Source organism: Sorangium sp. So ce145, from assembly GCF_051525985.1.
In the GTDB taxonomy this organism is placed as follows: Bacteria; Myxococcota_A; Polyangia; order Polyangiales; family Polyangiaceae; genus Sorangium; species Sorangium cellulosum_B.
The window spans coordinates 1,345,515-1,360,777 of the sequence record NZ_CP150315.1; the positions used below are offsets into that span (position 1 = coordinate 1,345,515).

Here is a 15,263-nt window from a genome sequence, read left to right on the forward strand (position 1 = left end):
CGAAACCTCGGCGGCGCTTGGCTTCCGGTTCCGCCGGCGCGGGTGTCAGGGCGCGGCGTTCGCCACGGCCGAGCGCGCGGCCGGGCTCGCGGGCAGCGGCGTCCGCAGGGCCTCGCCCGGCTGAGCGCCGGCGTAGAGGAGCTCGTAGACGGCGAGGCTCGTCATCACGCGCTTCGTGTAGAGCCGCGTCTCCTCGTACGGGATGCGCTCGACCCACAGGTCGAAGCTCTGCGAGGGGCGCTCCGCGATCCATCGCTTCGGCGCGCCGCCCCCCGCGTTGTAGGCGGGGATCGCCAGCAGGGGGTTGTCCGAGAACTGGCCGCGCAGCTGCGAGAGGTAGCGGCAGCCGAGCGCGATGTTCACCTCGGGGCGCTTCAGCGCCTCGGCGCTCCACGGCAGCCCGAGCGGCTTGGCCATCCGCTTCGCGGTCGGCACGATGAGCTGCATCAGCCCGAACGCCTGGGCCGGCGAGGCCACCCTCGGGTCGAAGGCCGACTCCTCGCGCATGATCGCGTAGGCGAGGGCCTCGGGGATCCCGCTCCGCTTGGTCTCCGCGGCGACGAGGCCGGAGAAGGGGCGCGGGTAGGCGAGCTCCCAGGCGCCGCGCCAGCGCCCGACCGGGTAGTGATCGACCCACTCGCCCGCGAGCTCGACGGCCGCTGGCGCCGCCATGGCGGTGCGCAGGATGCTGTACGACTGCGGCAGCGCGCCCGAGCGCGCGAGCAGGAACGCCGAGGCCCACATCACCTCGCGCGGCGCCGTCTTGCCCCCGACGCCGAGCAGGTCGAGCTCGCGCCGCGCGAGCTTCGCTTCCCCCTGGCGCGCGAGCTCGACCGCGCGCGTGAACGCGGGCCGCGCGAAGAGCGGGCTCCTGAGCTCGGTGTACGGCGCGCTCGCGTCGCGCTCCAGGGCCGCGGACAGGGCGCGCTCGGCGGCGGCCGGGTCCACGTCGGCGAGCCGCGCGTGGGAGAGCGCCATGTAGAAAGAGAGCGGGTAATCGCGGATCACCTGCTCGAGCAGCGCCTTCCCCTTGTCGGGCGAGCCCGTCTCGATGTGGGCGCGCCCGAGGTAATAGGGGAGCCTGCCGGCGGCGTGGTACGCGCGTTCGTGCGGGAACCGCTCGAGCGCGCGCTCGAGCGGCCTGACCGCGCCCGCCCAGTCGCCGCGCTCCATCTCGAAGAGCGCGAGCTCGAACAGGCCGTCGGCGACCATGTCGCCCGACGGGTAATCGTCGGGCATGGCGGTGAGCAGCTGCACGAACTGCGCCTGGTCCCCGAGCCCGAGCAGCGCGCGCGCGCCGAGGTAGCGCGCGTCGTCCGCGAGCCGGTGATCCGGGTATTCCTTCTCGAGCAGCGCGAAGCGCGCGGCCGCCTCGGCGTGCCGATCGACGCGGAGCGACGCGCGCCCGGCGTTGTAGAGGGTCTCGGGCCGCCGCGGGGCGGGCGCGCTCGCACCTGCAGCGGGCGTCACGCCTGCGGCGGCGGGCGCGCTCGCACCTGCAGCGGGCGTCACGTCTGCGGCGGCGGGCGCCGCGCTTGCGGCGGCGGGCGCGGCCGGCCCGCAGCGCTCGATCGCCGTGCCGAAGAGGTCGGCGGCCTCGGCCCGCCGCCGGAGGCGCCCGAGCGCCTCGCCGCGCGCGGCGAACGCGTCGCAGGCGAAGGCCGAGGGCGCCTGCGCCTCGGGGAGGGCGATCAGCGCGTCGGTGACGGCGAGCGCCTCCTTGTCCTGGCGCGAGGCGAGCAAGGCGCGCGCGCGGGCGAGCAGATCGGCGGGGCCCAGGTCGAGGAACGGCTTGCGCCGCGCGAACGGCAGCGTCGACAGGGCCTGGTCCTGGATCTCCTTCGCCTCCCCGGCGCCGGCGCCGCCCGGCGCCTCGTCGATGACGCGCCGGGTGACGCGGATCGCCTCCTCGGCGTGGTCTTCGCTCGGGTGGCGGAGCAGCGCGCGGGCGAAGCGGAGCGCCTCGGGCACCCACGTCGACGCCGGCCAGCTGCGGGCGAGGTACGCGCGCCAGCGCGCGGCCGCGCCCTCGATGTCGCCCTTGTCGGCGAGCGCGCCGGCGACGATGCGATCGAGCTCGTCGGCGATCGCGACGTCCGACGCGACGGCGCGCGCGCGCTCGAGCGCCGCGTCGGGCTGCCCCGCCCTGGCGAGGAGATCGGCCGCCGCGAACCTCGCGTGATCCGCGAGCGGCCCGCCCGCCGCCGCGGCGGCGTCGTACTCCTTCGCCGCGCCCACGGGATCGCCCGCGAGGGCGCGCAGCCGCCCGAGCTGGTAGCGGAACGCCGCCGCGTCCGCGGGCGGCAGGGGCGCCGAGAGCGCCTGGGCCATCGCCGCGGCCGCGCCTGCGTACGCCTCCTGCTCGACGAGCTTCTGCACCTGCGCGAGCCGCGGGTCGTCGAGCACGAGGGTGAGGCGCTCGGGGTCGAACGCCGGCGCCTCGCCCGGCGTGCCCGTGACGACGGGCCCCGCCGGCGCTGCGGTCGGCGGGGGCGCCGGCTGCGGGCAGAGCGGCGGGCAGGCCGCCGCCCCGCGCTGCGCAGGGGGCGCGCCGGCGCACGAGGCGCCGAGCGACGCGGTCAGCGCGAGCGTGGCGGCCAGCGCGAGCGCGGCGGCCCCGGAGCGGGCATCCAGCCTGAACATGCCTGCACCATACTCCGGATCGCGCGGTCGCACAGCGATCGAGGCGAGCGGCGCGCCTGAGAGCCGCCGGCGCGCCCTCTCGTGAGCTGGCGCGCCGGCGTTCGGACGTGGTGTGGAAGCGTGCGGGGCAGCGACGCGGCGTTACTTCGCCGCGTCGCAGGCGAGGAAGACCCGGATGGCCTCGATCGTGTCGTCGGAGAGCTTCACGCCGATGGGCATCCCGTCCGCGCCGTTCGCCCCGCCGATCTGGATCTCCTCGAAGATCTCCTCCGCCTCGGCCCTGACGCTGGCCGGGTCGTCGACGTTGACGTCCTCCGGAGCGTTGATGCGCGACGCGCCCACCGAGGTCGTCAGATGACAGGGCACGCACTGATCCTGGAGCGCCTGGTAGCCCGCCTCCGCCTGCGCGGTCGAGTCGGGCGGACATTCGCCGAGCGACGAGCCCCCGGAGGTATCGCCGCCGCCGTCGTCGCCGCCGCAACCATGGAGAGCGCCAATGACAAACGGCGCGAAGCAGAGCAAGAGCATCGTACGAACGGGCATCAAAGCACCTCAACAGCTTGTTTAGGGAAGGAGAGCGAGCCGGAGTCGAGCCTCCGGCCATGCAGGCCAGCCGGGCGCTGCGCGCCGATGGTGCCTGGGGCCGCGCACCGGGTCAACAAAGACGGACCGGCGTGGACTGAAGGAAACCGGGGTCGTCCGAGGGGGCGACCTCGTACGAGCTCGAGGCGCCGTGGGTCTCGTCGGCGGCAGCCTCGTGCGAGGGGAGGCGCCGCCGGCCCCGTTCGGATGGGGCGGCTACTGCGGCGCGTTCGGGACCGGCGTGTCGCGCTGGATCTCGGCGCCTATCTTTCTTCGCAAGCGCATCCTCACGTCGCTCGCGGAGCGCAGCCTCCCGGATGTCATGCGGTGGTGCTCGGGCCGATTTCGGGCGCGTGCGCCGCCTCGGCGCTCGCTCTGGGCAGCTCGAACCAGAAGATGCTCCCCTGGCCCACGACCGTGCGGAGCCCCACGCGGCCGCCGTGCGCCTCGGTCAAGCGTTTGACGGTGGCGAGCCCCAGGCCCAGGCCCGGCACTCGAGCGCCCTGCGCTCGGACATGAGGCTCGAACACCATCTGCTCGAGGGCTGGCGCGACGCCGGGCCCCGTGTCCTCCACCTCGATCCGCACAGCCTCTCTCCCGTCGAGCACCCGGATCACGACGCGACAGACCGCCGCGTCGCCGAGGTACTTGAGCGCGTTGCGGATCAGGTTGGCGAGGATGCTGGTCAGCACGCCGGGGCTCGCGGCCACCGCGCACGGGGCGAAGGGCTCGACGCGGAGCTCCGCGCCGAGCTCCACCGCGACAGGAACGAGCTCGACCATGAGATCGTCGATGATGAGGTGCACCTCGGCGCGCGCGCCTGGCTCCGGACTCGCGCCCGCGCGAGCGAACTCCAGCAGCCCGTCGGTCATGCGCTTGACGCGAAGGATGGCCTGCCGGCCCCGTTCGAGCCCCTTTCGTGCCGGATCTCCCTCGTCGAACCGCCGCAGGGCGAGGTCGAGCGAGAGCGCGACCGCGCCGAGGGGGCTGAGCACGTCGTGCGCGACCCGGCCGGCGAACTGCTCGAGCTCATCCGCTCGGCGCTCCAGGACCACGCCCTGCTGGCAGAGCAGCCTCACGTGGCGCCGGATCTGCACCGCGGCCGCCGCGCAGGCCAGCAGCGCGAACGTCACGCTCGCCGTGTTGAGCACGAACGCGACCCGGCGAGAGCGACCGCGGTTGGCTGCGATCTCGGTCGCCAGACGACCTGCGTGCCGTGCGTTGAGCTCGATGCTGGCCATCACGGCGTCGTTCGTCGAGTTGAAGTCCGCCCGCAGCGCGCTGTCCACGAGCTTGCTGGCCTCGTCCGGATGGCCGTTCGCCACCAGCGAGAGGACCCGATCGGTGTCCTGATCGAGCTTGCCGAGCGCCTGCGCGACGGTCTGCCACTGCTTGAACTCGCCCGGATAGACGGGCATGCCGAGGTAGACGTCGATGCTCCGGGATAGATTGTCGCGCGCCTCGTCGAGCTCGTGGCGGTCGCGCGGGCGCCCCAGCGCGGCGTCGTTGACGAGGTCGCTCAGGAGCGCCTGGATATGCCTCAGCTCGGCGCGCGCGGTCGCCAGGTGGATGATGCTCGGCGTGGCGTTCTCCGCCAAGCTCATGGCCACCGCGTCGATCGCGGCGGCTCGGTGCTCCGCGTAACCAGCGGAGATCACGAAGCTCGCGATGGCGACGAAGAAGGCCGCAAACAGCGACAGCAGGATAGACGGCAGCCGCTCGAGCATAAGAGAAGACTTCGCTCTCGTGGGATCCTTCCGCCGTCGCATCTCCATGCGGGATGCTGTTCCGCCGTCCGCCCGAGCGCAACGTGGGAAGTACGCCGGCGCCGCGGCGGATCACCCTCGCTGCATCGGCGGATGTCCCCCGGGCTCGTGTCGAGGAAGGACAAGATAACCACGGTTACGCTGGTGAGCGCAGTGGGGCCCTTGGTGCCCTGAGCGCGATCGAACGAGCTTGATGAACACCGATGAGGCCCCCGGAGAGGGTGTCCGTGGGGCGGCGCAGCGCTAGCTCGCCCGCCGCCGCTCCAGGTGCGTCTTCATGGCCTTGAGATCCCCGTGCACCGCCTTCTTGAAGCTGCCAATGAACAGCCGCCCCAGCGTCTCCATGAACCAGCCCATCCCGGCGATCTCGCCTTCCATCTTGAGCAGCGTGCCGGCGCCCTCGGGCTCGAAGACATACCGGAAGCGGTAGGCCCCCCGCCCCGTGGTGCCCTTTTGCCCGTCGACGAAGAGGTCCAGACGCCTGCCGGGCTCCGCCGCCGTGACCTCGAACAGCTCGGTCGATTCCTTGCCGAACATCTTGCGGGTCTCACGCCACATCGCGCCCTTGCCGACGACGGCGCCCGTGAGCTTCTCTACCCGCACGAAATTGGGCATCCAGTCGCCGAACGCGTCGATGTCGGTCGCGAGCCGGAATACGTCCTCGGGCGATGCGTCGAAGCGCTCTTCAATGGTGAACAGGAGCGGCATCTCGTTCTTCTCCTAGGCTTTCCCGCGCGCCGTGCCATCGTGCCGGAACCGATACTTCTCCGTCAACGAGCGCGTCGAGCGCGCGCCGCGGCCGAGACGCTGGCGCCCCGCCGTCTCGCATCGTCCGGCTTCCGTCCGAGCTCCTCGCGCGGCCCGGATCCGGCGTTGCGGGCTCAGCCCTTCTTGCCCGGCGGCAGCAGCATGCCCCGGTTGCCGGTCGCCCCCTGCATCGGGCGGTGCAGGACGATCTTTCGCCCCGCCTCGCGCCCGTGCGCGTGCGCCGCCGTCCGCTGGTTGCCCGCGTGGCGCAGGTGCTGCACGTGCGGGTGGCGCGTTCGATAGTAGCCGTCCAGATCGGCGTCCCTCACCCAGACGAGCCCCTGCTCCGCGGACACCTTCCGCTCTGCGTTCAGCTTCTCGAGGAACCCGAGCATCACCCCGGCCTGGTAGGTCCGCCGGTCCTTGTTGCCCTTCACCCCTTGGGTCCGCTTGTGCTCGTTCCACAGCTGCTCGGCCGTGTGGTGCAGGAACGCGTGCACGTAGGCCGCCATCTCCAGGTTCGCCGGCGTCCCGCAGATCTCGAGGACGCTGCCCCGCTTGCCCTCGAGCGGCACGTAGACGGGCACCCAGATCGCCTCGACGAAGAAGTGCTTCCCCAGGATGCCGCCGACGATCCGCTCGGTCTCGCCCACGCGCCCGCTCGGCGCGCCGAGGTGGCGGAAGCCGTACTGCCGCGCGGCGCGCGCCTTCGCGACGTCGAGGTTGTACTTCAGCATCAGCCGCTGCGCGGCGCTCATCGCCGCCTGCGCCTCGTTCGCGTTCGGGCTGTCGGCGAGCGCGAGCAGCCGCGCGATGCGATCGAGGATCCGGGCGTCCACGCTCGCCTCCGACGCGCCCGCGTCGCCGCCGCGCGCGACCCCGCCAGGATCCGCCGGCGAGCGCCCCGCGGCCGGCATCCCGGCCGCCGTCCCGTCGATGCCGAGGCGCGTGCACACCTCGCGGAACGCCGGCCCGTGCGCCGCCTCGTCCCTGACGCCCAGCACCTCGTGCACGTACTGGTGCGCCATCTCGTGCTTCAGCACCTCGATCACGACGCCCCACGGCTGCGTCAGGACGAGCGGCCGCGAGATCTCGATCGCGCGCGCCTCCGAGATCCACCGCCCGAGCCGGCTCGCGGCGTCGGACAGCTCGATGGACGCCGAGCGCAGCTTCCGCCGGAAATGCGTGTAGTTCAGGCTCTGGTAGGCCGCCATGAGCTCGCGCACGAGCGCGGCCTCCAGCTCGGCGCTGAGCCTGGCCGCCGTCTCGAGCGGCGGCTCGGGCGCCGGCGCGCCCGGCGACGGCCGCGCCTCGGGCTGCGCGGCGGCCTCGGGCTGCGCGGCGGCCTCGGTCGACGCGGGTTCGGCCGGCGGCGCCGCGGCCCCGGAGGCCTGCTGCGCGCCGCGCATCCCGTTCAGGAAGAGCTGCTCCGCCATGCGAACGCCTCCATGGCACGCCTCGCGCGGCGGTCGAAGGGTTTTCTCGCCTCCCGGGCGGGCAACCCCGGCCGGCGCCGTCACCTCGATGCCACCGAGCCGCCTCAGAAACGTTCCCGATACGCCACGTCCTCGGTAAACTCGGGCGCCTCCGTGCTCCGCTCCAAGGCGCTCAACCATCCTCCGCCGGTCGAGGCCGACGCCGCGAGCCGCTCGTCCCGCGGCTTCGCCCGCGATCTGGGCGCAGATCGCGCCGCGGCGCGCGCGCGGCTGCGCGCCGTCGCCCGCGCCCGCCGCCGCTACGGCCGCCTGTTCCTCGCCCTCCCGCTGCTCCTCATCGTGATGGCGGACGTCCTCCTCCGCGGCGATCGCCTGCTCGATCTGGGCGGGAAGCACATCGCGAGCTACCTCGGCGCGATGGTCCAGAGCGCCGCGCTCTGGGGGCTCCTGCTCTTCGCTGCCTCGTCGCGGCGGGGCGCGTCGCGGTGGCTCGCGGCGCTGCTCTTCGTGACGCTCGCGACGCTGTCGCTCGGCGGCCAGCTCTACTTCCACCGCCAGTACGCGACGTACCTCAACCTCGACGCCACGCTCTTCGGGACCTCGCTCTCGGCCAGCCTCTTCGGCCAGCTCCGGGCCGACGGCGAGAACTTCTTCCGCTCGGTCCTCCCGCCGCTCCTGCTCGCGATCGCGCTCGTGTGGCTGGGCCGGCGGATCGTGCGGCCAGGCCGCACGGCGTGGGCCCGCGCCGCCCGCCTCGCCGCGCCCGCGGTCGTGGTGGCCGCGTTCGTCCTGCCGTGCTCCTACCGCACGGTGCAGGCCTCCACGCCCGACGTCATCTACTTCCACGCGATCGGCGGCCTGCTCAAGGAGCTCGCCGGCGTCCAGACCACGGCGCAGGTGCGCCCCGGGCTCCGCACGCCGCCCTCGCTGCCGCCGGTCACCCCGCGGCCGGGCCCGCGGCGCAACGTCCTCTTCATCCTGACCGAGAGCGTGCGCGCCGACGCGACGTGCTCGGCGCGCATGCCCGTGGCCGCCGGAGAGGCGCCCGTCGCGTGCCCCGGCACGCCGCGCATCGACGCGGCGGTCCCCGACCGGCTGCCGCTCACGCAGATGCGCTCGAACGCCTCGACGACGGCGATCGGGCTCGCCGTGCTCTGGTCCGGCCTCCAGCCGGTCGCGACCCGCGAGGCGCTCCACACGGCGCCGCTCGTCTTCGACTACGCGCACGCCGCCGGCTTCGACAGCGCTTACTGGACGAGCCACCACATGATGTTCGCCAACTCGCGCCTCTACGTGCAGGACCTGCCGGTCTCGCACCAGTGCGGCGCGACCGAGCTCGATCCGCTCGCCGACATCGATCTCGGGGCCGACGACCGGCTGCTGTCGGCGCACGTCCGGTCCGAGGTGCTCTCGCTGCGCGAGCCGTTCCTCGCGGTCGCGCACTTCGGGAACACCCACGTCCCCTACCTTGTCGACCCGGAGGATGCGCCGTTCCAGCCCGCCCTCGAGAGCAAGGCGCCGGACGACAACGAGGCGTACCGCAACTTCTACAGGAACGCCGTTTACCGTCAGGACGCGGCCATCGCGGACCTCATCCGCTTCGTCCGCAGCTCTCCGGTCGGCGAGCGCACGGTCATCGTCTTCACGTCCGACCACGGCGAGGCGTTCCGGGAGCACGGCCAGCTCGGCCACACGGGCTCGATCCTCGACGAGGAGATCCGGGTGCCCGGATGGATCGACGCTCCGCCGGGCACCCTGACGGCCGCGGAGGAGGGCGCGCTGCGCGCGGCCCGGGACGAGCTGGTCTTCCACACCGACGTGGCGCCGACCCTGCTCGACCTGATGGGCCTCTGGGAGGAGCCGGCGCTCGCGGGGTACCGGGCGGCGATGGTCGGGCACAGCCTGCTCCGGCCGTCGCCGGGGCCGGCGGCGCTGGCGCTCACGAACTGCACAGGGATCTGGGGCTGCGCGTTCAAGAACTGGGGGATGATGCGCGGCAACATGAAGCTCGAATCCCGCGCCTGGGACACCGCCTGGCACTGCTACGACGTGCTCGCCGACCCCCGCGAGCAGCGCGATCTCGGGCCCGCCGCCTGCGGCGACCTGCCCCGGCTCGCGGACGCCCTCTACGGCGGTCCCGCCGGCAGCGTCGACGTCCCCGCCCACCTCCGCGACCTCGCGGTCGGGCCTCGCCACGACTGATCCGGATGACCCAGGACATCGACCGACAGGGCGGCGCGCTCGCCGAGCCGCCCGCGTCCCCCGCCATCAGCCTGCCCGCGCACGCGGACGATCGCGCCGCCCGTGACCGCGTCCGCCCGCGCATCGCGCGGAAGGCCGCGCTCCGCCGCGGCCGCCTGATCAGCGCTGCCCTCCTGGCCTCGCCGGCGCTCTGGATCCTCGTCCTCGACGTGCTGCGCCGGGCCCGCCACATGACCACGTTCGATCGGCCGCACGCCGCGGGGTACGCCGCGACCGTGGCGGCGTCGCTGGGGTTCTGGGGCCTCTTGCTCTACGTCGCCTCGGGCCGCCGCGGCGCGGCGCGCGGCGCCGTGGGCGCGCTGTTCGTCGCGCTCTTCACGCTCGCGTGCGGCGTGCAGGGGGGCTTCCACGCCCTCTACAACATCTACTGTTCGGTCGACTCCCAGATCCACTCCCAGTCGATCCCCTGGTCGATCGTGGGCACGCTCCCGCTCGGGCACCCGAGCGTGATCGCCCATTTCGCGGTCGCGCTCGGGTTCGCCCTTGGGGTGCTCCGGCTCTCTCGGCGGCTCGTGCGCCCCCGGCGGCTCCGGCGGCGCCTCGCCGCCGCGGTCGTGCCGCTCGCGCTGGCCGGCGTGGCGATGATCCCGGTGAGCTACCGGGTGATCCAGTCGTCGTCGGCCGACATGATCTACTTCCACGGCATCACCGCCCTGGTGAAGGAGCACCTCGGCGTCACGAACGACTCACCGGATCTTCGGGTGCAGCGCCGCCGCCCGGAGCGCGTGCCGCGGCTCGCTGCGCGGCCCGCGCGGCCGCGGAACGTCGTGCTCATCCTGCAGGAGAGCCAGCGGGCGGACGTGACGTGCGTCGCGTACGACCCGGCCTGCGACAAGGCGACGCCGTTCTCCAACGCCGCCGCGCCCCGCCGCATGCCGCTCCTGCAGATGCGGGCCCACGACTCGACGACGGCCATCTCCATCTCGAACATCTGGTCCGGCGTCCCTCCGACGGAGAGCCTCGAGGTGCTCGGCGCCGCGCCGCTGCTCTGGGACTACGCCCATGCGGCCGGGTGGGACACCGCGTACTGGACGAGCCAGAACCTCATGTTCGGGAACGCTCGGCTCTACGTGCAAGACATCCCGGTCTCGCACCGGGCTGTCGCGACCCAGCTCGATCCGGGCGCCGACCTCGATTACGGCGCCTATGATCGGCAGCTCACGGATCGGGTGATCGAGGAGTGGGACGAGCTCGTCGAGCCGTTCTTCGCCGTCGTCCATTACTCGAACGTCCATTTCCCTTACGTGAGCGATCCGCTCCACTCACCGTTTCAACCGAGCGAGCTGACGAAGGCGCCCGAGAAGAACGAGCACTTCAAGAACTACTACAAGAACGTCGTTTACCTGTCGGACATGGCGGTTGGCCGGCTCATCGAGCACATCCGCGGGACGCCGAGCGGCGAGCGCACGGTCATCGTGTACACGTCGGATCATGGCGAGTCGTTCCGGGAGCACTGGCAGCTCGGCCACACGAGCTCTCTCTGGGACGAGGAGATCCTCGTCCCGACGTGGATCGACGCGCCGGAGGGGACGCTCGCGCCGGAGGAGCGGGCGAGCATCGCGGGCGCGAAGGACACGTTCGTGTGGCACCTCGATCTGGCGCCGACGTTCCTCGATCTGATGGGCCTCTGGGACGAGCCGGGGCTCGATCCGTTCCGCCGGCGGATGATCGGACACCCGTTGACGCGGCCGGAGCGCACGGTCGCGCCGATGCCGCTCACGAACTGCACGTGGGTGTGGGGGTGCGCGTTCCGCAACTGGGGGATGATGCAGGGGCCGATGAAGATCGAGGCGCGCGAGTGGGACGGCGAGTACCACTGCTTCAACGTGCTAGAGGACCCGCTGGAGCTGACCAACCTGGGAGAGCAGGCGTGCGCGCCGCTTCCCGACCTCGCGCGGGGGCTCTTCCACGAGATGCCGAACGTCACGCCGCCGGGGAGGCCGAAGGTCGACTGGGGCGGGTGAGCCTGTACGGGGCGCGGGCGGCGCGGGGTGCTACGCGCCGAGGCGTCGCTCGAGGTCCGCGACCTCCGGGCACAGGGAGCGAATGCGGCTGTACCGCGAGGCCGCTTCGCGGGCCAGGAGCCCGCGCCCCTCCGCCGGCTTGAGCAGGACCCCGCGCTGCTCGGCGAGGGGTTGATAGTCGTGTTCCTTCGGGTTTTCGTGGGCGCGTACTGCCTTCCACGCCCACTCGGAGGGCAGATCGTGTCCGGCGAGGAGCCACACCTCGATCTCTTGCCAGGCGTTCTCGGCCAGAAAACGTTTTCCCGACGGAAGCGCGGCGCTGGCCAGCGACTCCAGTCGATCGAGGGCCTCGCGCCGTCCCGGTTTGCCGTCGCGATCGACGAGGAGCAGGAAACACTCGATCATCGCCTGGTAGCGCACGAGGATCTCCTGGAGGCGCTCCCACCGGAGTGCCTGCTCGACGCCGCCGAGGAGCGGATCGCGGCAGACTAGCACCTTGGCTTTACGGCCGATCGCCTCGAACATCTTTGTGACGATGGGCTCGAGGACGTACTGATCTTTGCGAAAGTCCTCGGGAATGACGAGTACACGATAGCTCACTGGGCGGCCTCGCCCGCATCGTCGGCCATGAGCTCTACCATGTCTTCCAGCCACCCCGAGGCGTGAAGGCGAGCGAGGTCCTGGGTCTCGAGGACCCGCTTCAGGTCGGGAAGGTCGATCACCTTGCGCACGCTGGACTCGTCGGCGCCGCGGAGCCGGTAGATGAGGAGGGCGCTCTCCCTCGACTCGGGGCTGAGAAAGCCGAGGAGCTGGGGCGAATGGGTCGTCGCGATGACCTGGACGTCCCTGGTGCGACATTGCTGCTCGATGAGCTGCACGAGCAGGTGAAGGCGCGTCGGATGAATGCCGTTTTCGATCTCCTCGAAGAAATAGAAGCGAGCGGTATCGGTGTCGAGCAGCGCGGCGAGGATCGCCAGAAAGCGCAGCGTGCCGTCCGATGCGCTGTGTGCGGAGATTTTGCGGCCCCCTTGCTCTACGAGGTGCACAAGGATGCGTCCGGCGAAGTCCTGGGGAAAGTCGAAGTCCACGACGTCGAGCGGCGTGAGCGCGCGGACCCATTCGAGGAGCGTCGACATCCTATCCGGGTCCTGGCAGATCGACTGCAACACAGAGGAGAGGTTTTCGCCCCGATCGCCGAGTACCTGCCTGCCCGGTAGCGAGGGCAGTCGCGCCGCGTCCGGTGAGAGATCCAAGAAGCGCATCGAGCGCAGCGTCTGCAGCGTGCTTCCGGCAAATCTCTGGACCATGGGCTGCTTCTCGGCCTTTCTTGCGACCTGCAGGATCGCCGGCGAGCTCGACAGCACGGGCAGCGCTGGCCCCATTCTCCGATAATTCCCCCCTCGACTCAGGCGCACGATCAGATGCTCTTCGTCTTGCTGCTTCGGTGGATTGTCGGATGGGTGGGAGTCGAAATACATTCGCCTACCCGAGTAGAACAATTCGCGAGCCACCCGCGGTGCTGCTCTCGCGCTCTCGATTGCGACGGCGATCTGGTACCTGAGCCTCCGGACTCCGCGCCGGAGGACGGGATGGATCGGCACCCGAAGCGTAGTCTCGATCGAGAACTCCGATCCTCCTCCGAAGACGACCTCCCTCGTGCCGCCGCGAATCCCCTTCCACTGAAGCTCGCCGCCCTCGCCGTACTTCTCTCCCAGGATCTCCGCGAGCGAATAGCCGCGGCCGACGCCATGGAGAAAGCGGAACGCATCGCGGAGGTTGCTCTTGCCGGAGGCGTTCGTCCCGACGAGCAGCGTGAAGGGGCCCAACGGGATCGCCGCCTTCCGGAAGCTCTTGAAGTTCTCGAGCGTGATCGAGGTCAGCATGGGCTCTCGGCGTGGAGTGTAGCCGCCGCGCTGCCCGTCGTTTCACTGAATCGCTCGACGGCGCGCCTGCGCCCGGAGAAGCGTGCGGACTCTGGACGGGACGGGCGGCGCGCGTTCCAGGCCCAGCGCGCTCCGCGGCACGCGAGGATGAGCCCGCGCGCGGCGCTCAGCCCTCTCCCAGCAGCGCCGCCTGCACGGCCCGGAAGCGCGCGCTCTGCGCCGCGCCCTTGCGCCACGCCAGGTGGATCGTGTTCCGGGCGCCCCGGCGCCCCTTGCCCGGCCGCGGCCCCACCACGACGACCTGCTTCGCCGCGATCGCCTCGGCGATGAAATAGTTCGGCAGGACCGCGATCCCGACGCCCGCGATCGTGAGCGCCAGCATCTCGTCGAGGCTCGTGATCCGGCAGGCGATCTTCGGCGGCAGCGGGGCTCTCTTGCCGAACGACGCCCGCCACCACGCGGCGTGCATCGCGAGATCCGCGTCGAAGACCACGAACCTGTGCTCCGCGAGCTCCCGCGCGGTCTCCGGGCGGCCGCACGCTCCCAGCATTGCGGGCGACGCGACCGCCGAGAACTCCTCGACGTAGACGGGCCGCGCCTCGATTCCCGGGGTGTCCTCGGCGCTCACGAGCAGGCTCAGATCGTCGTCCCCCGCGAGCAGGCGCCGCGCGAGCACCGAGGGCACGTCGAAGCGCACGTCGATGACGAGCTCGGGGTGCTCGCGGAGGAGCCGGGCGAGCCGGGGCCGCAGCCACATGCGGGAGAACGGGCCCGGCCCGCCGATGCGCACGGCCCCGCGGACCTCGCGGTGGTCGTCCGACGCCGCGGCGAGCGCGTCGTCGATGCGCGCGAACGCCTCGCGCAGCGCGCCGACCAGGCCCTCGCCCGCCGGCAGGAGCCGCGCGTTGCGCCCGACCCGCTCGAACAACGGCACGCCGAGCTGCGCCTCCAGCGCCTTGATCTGGTGGCTCACGGCGGACGGCGTGACGCGGCGGCGCCTCGCCGCCTCGGCGAACGTGGGTGCGACGCCGGCCTCGAGCAGGGTGCGGAGCAGCTCGTAATTGATGAGCATGGCTCATCTATAGCGTGAGATCATCTCGCTGGTTTACATCGACTCGGAGGCCTAGGTTCCTCCCGTCGCCGCCAGCCCGAGCGCCTCGGGCGCGAGGGGCGCGACCGCAACGGGCGCAGCAGCGCCCAGAGGAGCGAGACGCCATGAACGCGAGGGTTCTCTTGATCGTCACAAGCCACGCTCGCCTCGGCGAGACCGGGCAACCGACCGGGTTTTGGCTCGAGGAGCTCGCCGCGCCGTACCGCGCGTTCGTCGAGGCCGGGGCGGACGTCGACATCGCGTCGCCTCAGGGCGGCAAGCCGCCGGCCGACCCGAAGAGCGCCCAGGATCCGTCCGGTGCCGTCCAGGCGTTCCTCGAGGACGAGCGGGCGAAGGCGAAGCTCTCGTCGACGCTCCGCATCGACGGGATCGCCGGTGACCACGACGCGTACTTCGTCGTCGGTGGCCACGGCGTGATGTGGGATCTCGCCGAGGACGCCGCCACGGCGAGGCTGCTCGGCCGCGCGTTCGATCAAGGCAAGGTGGTCGCCGCCGTGTGCCACGGCCCCGGTGCGCTCGTGAACGCCCGGCTCGCGAGCGGCGAGCCGCTCGTGAAGGGGCGGCGCGTGAGCGCCTTCTCGGACGAGGAGGAGCAGGCCGTGGGCCTCGCGGCCGTCGTCCCGTTCGCCCTCGAATCGCGGCTGCGCTCCCTGGGCGCGCGCTACGAGCGAGGGCCGGTGTGGAAGCCGTTCGCCGTCCGGGATGGCCGGCTCGTCACCGGGCAGAACCCTGCGTCCTCGGCGCTGGTCGCGCAGGAGACGCTCGCGGCCCTCGCCGAGCAGGAGCCGAGGGAGAGCGCGCGCTGAGCGGGCGCCGCGCTGGACCGAGGCCCGGCGCCGATCGGGTGAGAGAGCGCGTCGCGGTCCCAC

General features: G+C 72.1%; 11 protein-coding genes. 3 read left to right on the forward strand and 8 right to left on the reverse strand.

Annotation, left to right across the window (positions count from 1 at the left end; all coding sequences use genetic code 11):
* Positions 1-45: 45 nt before the first annotated feature.
* The 5 genes from WMF34_RS04980 to WMF34_RS05000 all read right to left on the reverse strand — a co-directional run bounded on the left by WMF34_RS04980 (position 46) and on the right by WMF34_RS05000 (position 7,174).
* Complete coding sequence (locus WMF34_RS04980) at positions 46-2,643, reverse strand: transglycosylase SLT domain-containing protein (protein WP_437992564.1); 2,598 nt, start codon at positions 2,641-2,643, stop codon at positions 46-48.
* Between the two features lie 141 nt (positions 2,644-2,784).
* Complete coding sequence (locus WMF34_RS04985) at positions 2,785-3,186, reverse strand: hypothetical protein (protein ID WP_012233580.1); 402 nt, start codon at positions 3,184-3,186, stop codon at positions 2,785-2,787.
* Between the two features lie 359 nt (positions 3,187-3,545).
* Positions 3,546-4,952, reverse strand: a complete 1,407-nt coding sequence (locus WMF34_RS04990) for a sensor histidine kinase (RefSeq protein WP_157906452.1) — start codon at positions 4,950-4,952, stop codon at positions 3,546-3,548.
* A gap of 282 nt (positions 4,953-5,234) precedes the next feature.
* Positions 5,235-5,699 (reverse strand): SRPBCC family protein, encoded by a 465-nt coding sequence (locus WMF34_RS04995; RefSeq protein WP_012233582.1) that lies wholly within the window; start codon positions 5,697-5,699, stop codon positions 5,235-5,237.
* Between the two features lie 173 nt (positions 5,700-5,872).
* Positions 5,873-7,174 (reverse strand): SprT-like domain-containing protein, encoded by a 1,302-nt coding sequence (locus WMF34_RS05000; protein WP_437992565.1) that lies wholly within the window; start codon positions 7,172-7,174, stop codon positions 5,873-5,875.
* A 153-nt stretch (positions 7,175-7,327) separates the two neighbouring features.
* On the opposite strand from WMF34_RS05000, the gene WMF34_RS05005 reads away from it, so the two are divergent.
* Together WMF34_RS05005 and WMF34_RS05010 are read left to right on the forward strand one after the other, a co-directional pair.
* The gene (locus WMF34_RS05005; RefSeq protein WP_437992566.1) at positions 7,328-9,376 is read left to right on the forward strand and encodes a sulfatase-like hydrolase/transferase; all 2,049 of its coding nucleotides are present in this window, start codon (positions 7,328-7,330) and stop codon (positions 9,374-9,376) included.
* 5 nt (positions 9,377-9,381) lie between these two features.
* Positions 9,382-11,400: a sulfatase-like hydrolase/transferase gene (locus WMF34_RS05010; RefSeq protein ID WP_437992567.1), complete on the forward strand. Its 2,019-nt coding sequence runs from the start codon at positions 9,382-9,384 to the stop codon at positions 11,398-11,400.
* A 30-nt stretch (positions 11,401-11,430) separates the two neighbouring features.
* Here the strand turns inward: WMF34_RS05010 and WMF34_RS05015 are convergent, their stop codons facing one another.
* The 3 genes from WMF34_RS05015 to WMF34_RS05025 all read right to left on the reverse strand — a co-directional run bounded on the left by WMF34_RS05015 (position 11,431) and on the right by WMF34_RS05025 (position 14,355).
* Positions 11,431-12,000, reverse strand: coding sequence for a hypothetical protein (locus WMF34_RS05015; RefSeq protein ID WP_437992568.1), 570 nt, complete (start codon positions 11,998-12,000; stop codon positions 11,431-11,433).
* On the reverse strand, positions 11,997-13,283 hold the full coding sequence (locus WMF34_RS05020; protein WP_437992569.1) for an AAA family ATPase: 1,287 nt from the start codon (positions 13,281-13,283) through the stop codon (positions 11,997-11,999). The genes WMF34_RS05015 and WMF34_RS05020 overlap by 4 nt, the downstream gene beginning before the upstream one ends.
* A gap of 166 nt (positions 13,284-13,449) precedes the next feature.
* Positions 13,450-14,355, reverse strand: coding sequence for a LysR family transcriptional regulator (locus tag WMF34_RS05025; RefSeq protein WP_437992570.1), 906 nt, complete (start codon positions 14,353-14,355; stop codon positions 13,450-13,452).
* Positions 14,356-14,498: 143 nt separating this feature from the next.
* Here WMF34_RS05025 and WMF34_RS05030 point away from each other — a divergent pair, with 143 nt between their 5' ends.
* The gene (locus tag WMF34_RS05030; protein ID WP_437992571.1) at positions 14,499-15,200 is read left to right on the forward strand and encodes a type 1 glutamine amidotransferase domain-containing protein; all 702 of its coding nucleotides are present in this window, start codon (positions 14,499-14,501) and stop codon (positions 15,198-15,200) included.
* Positions 15,201-15,263 lie beyond the last annotated feature (63 nt).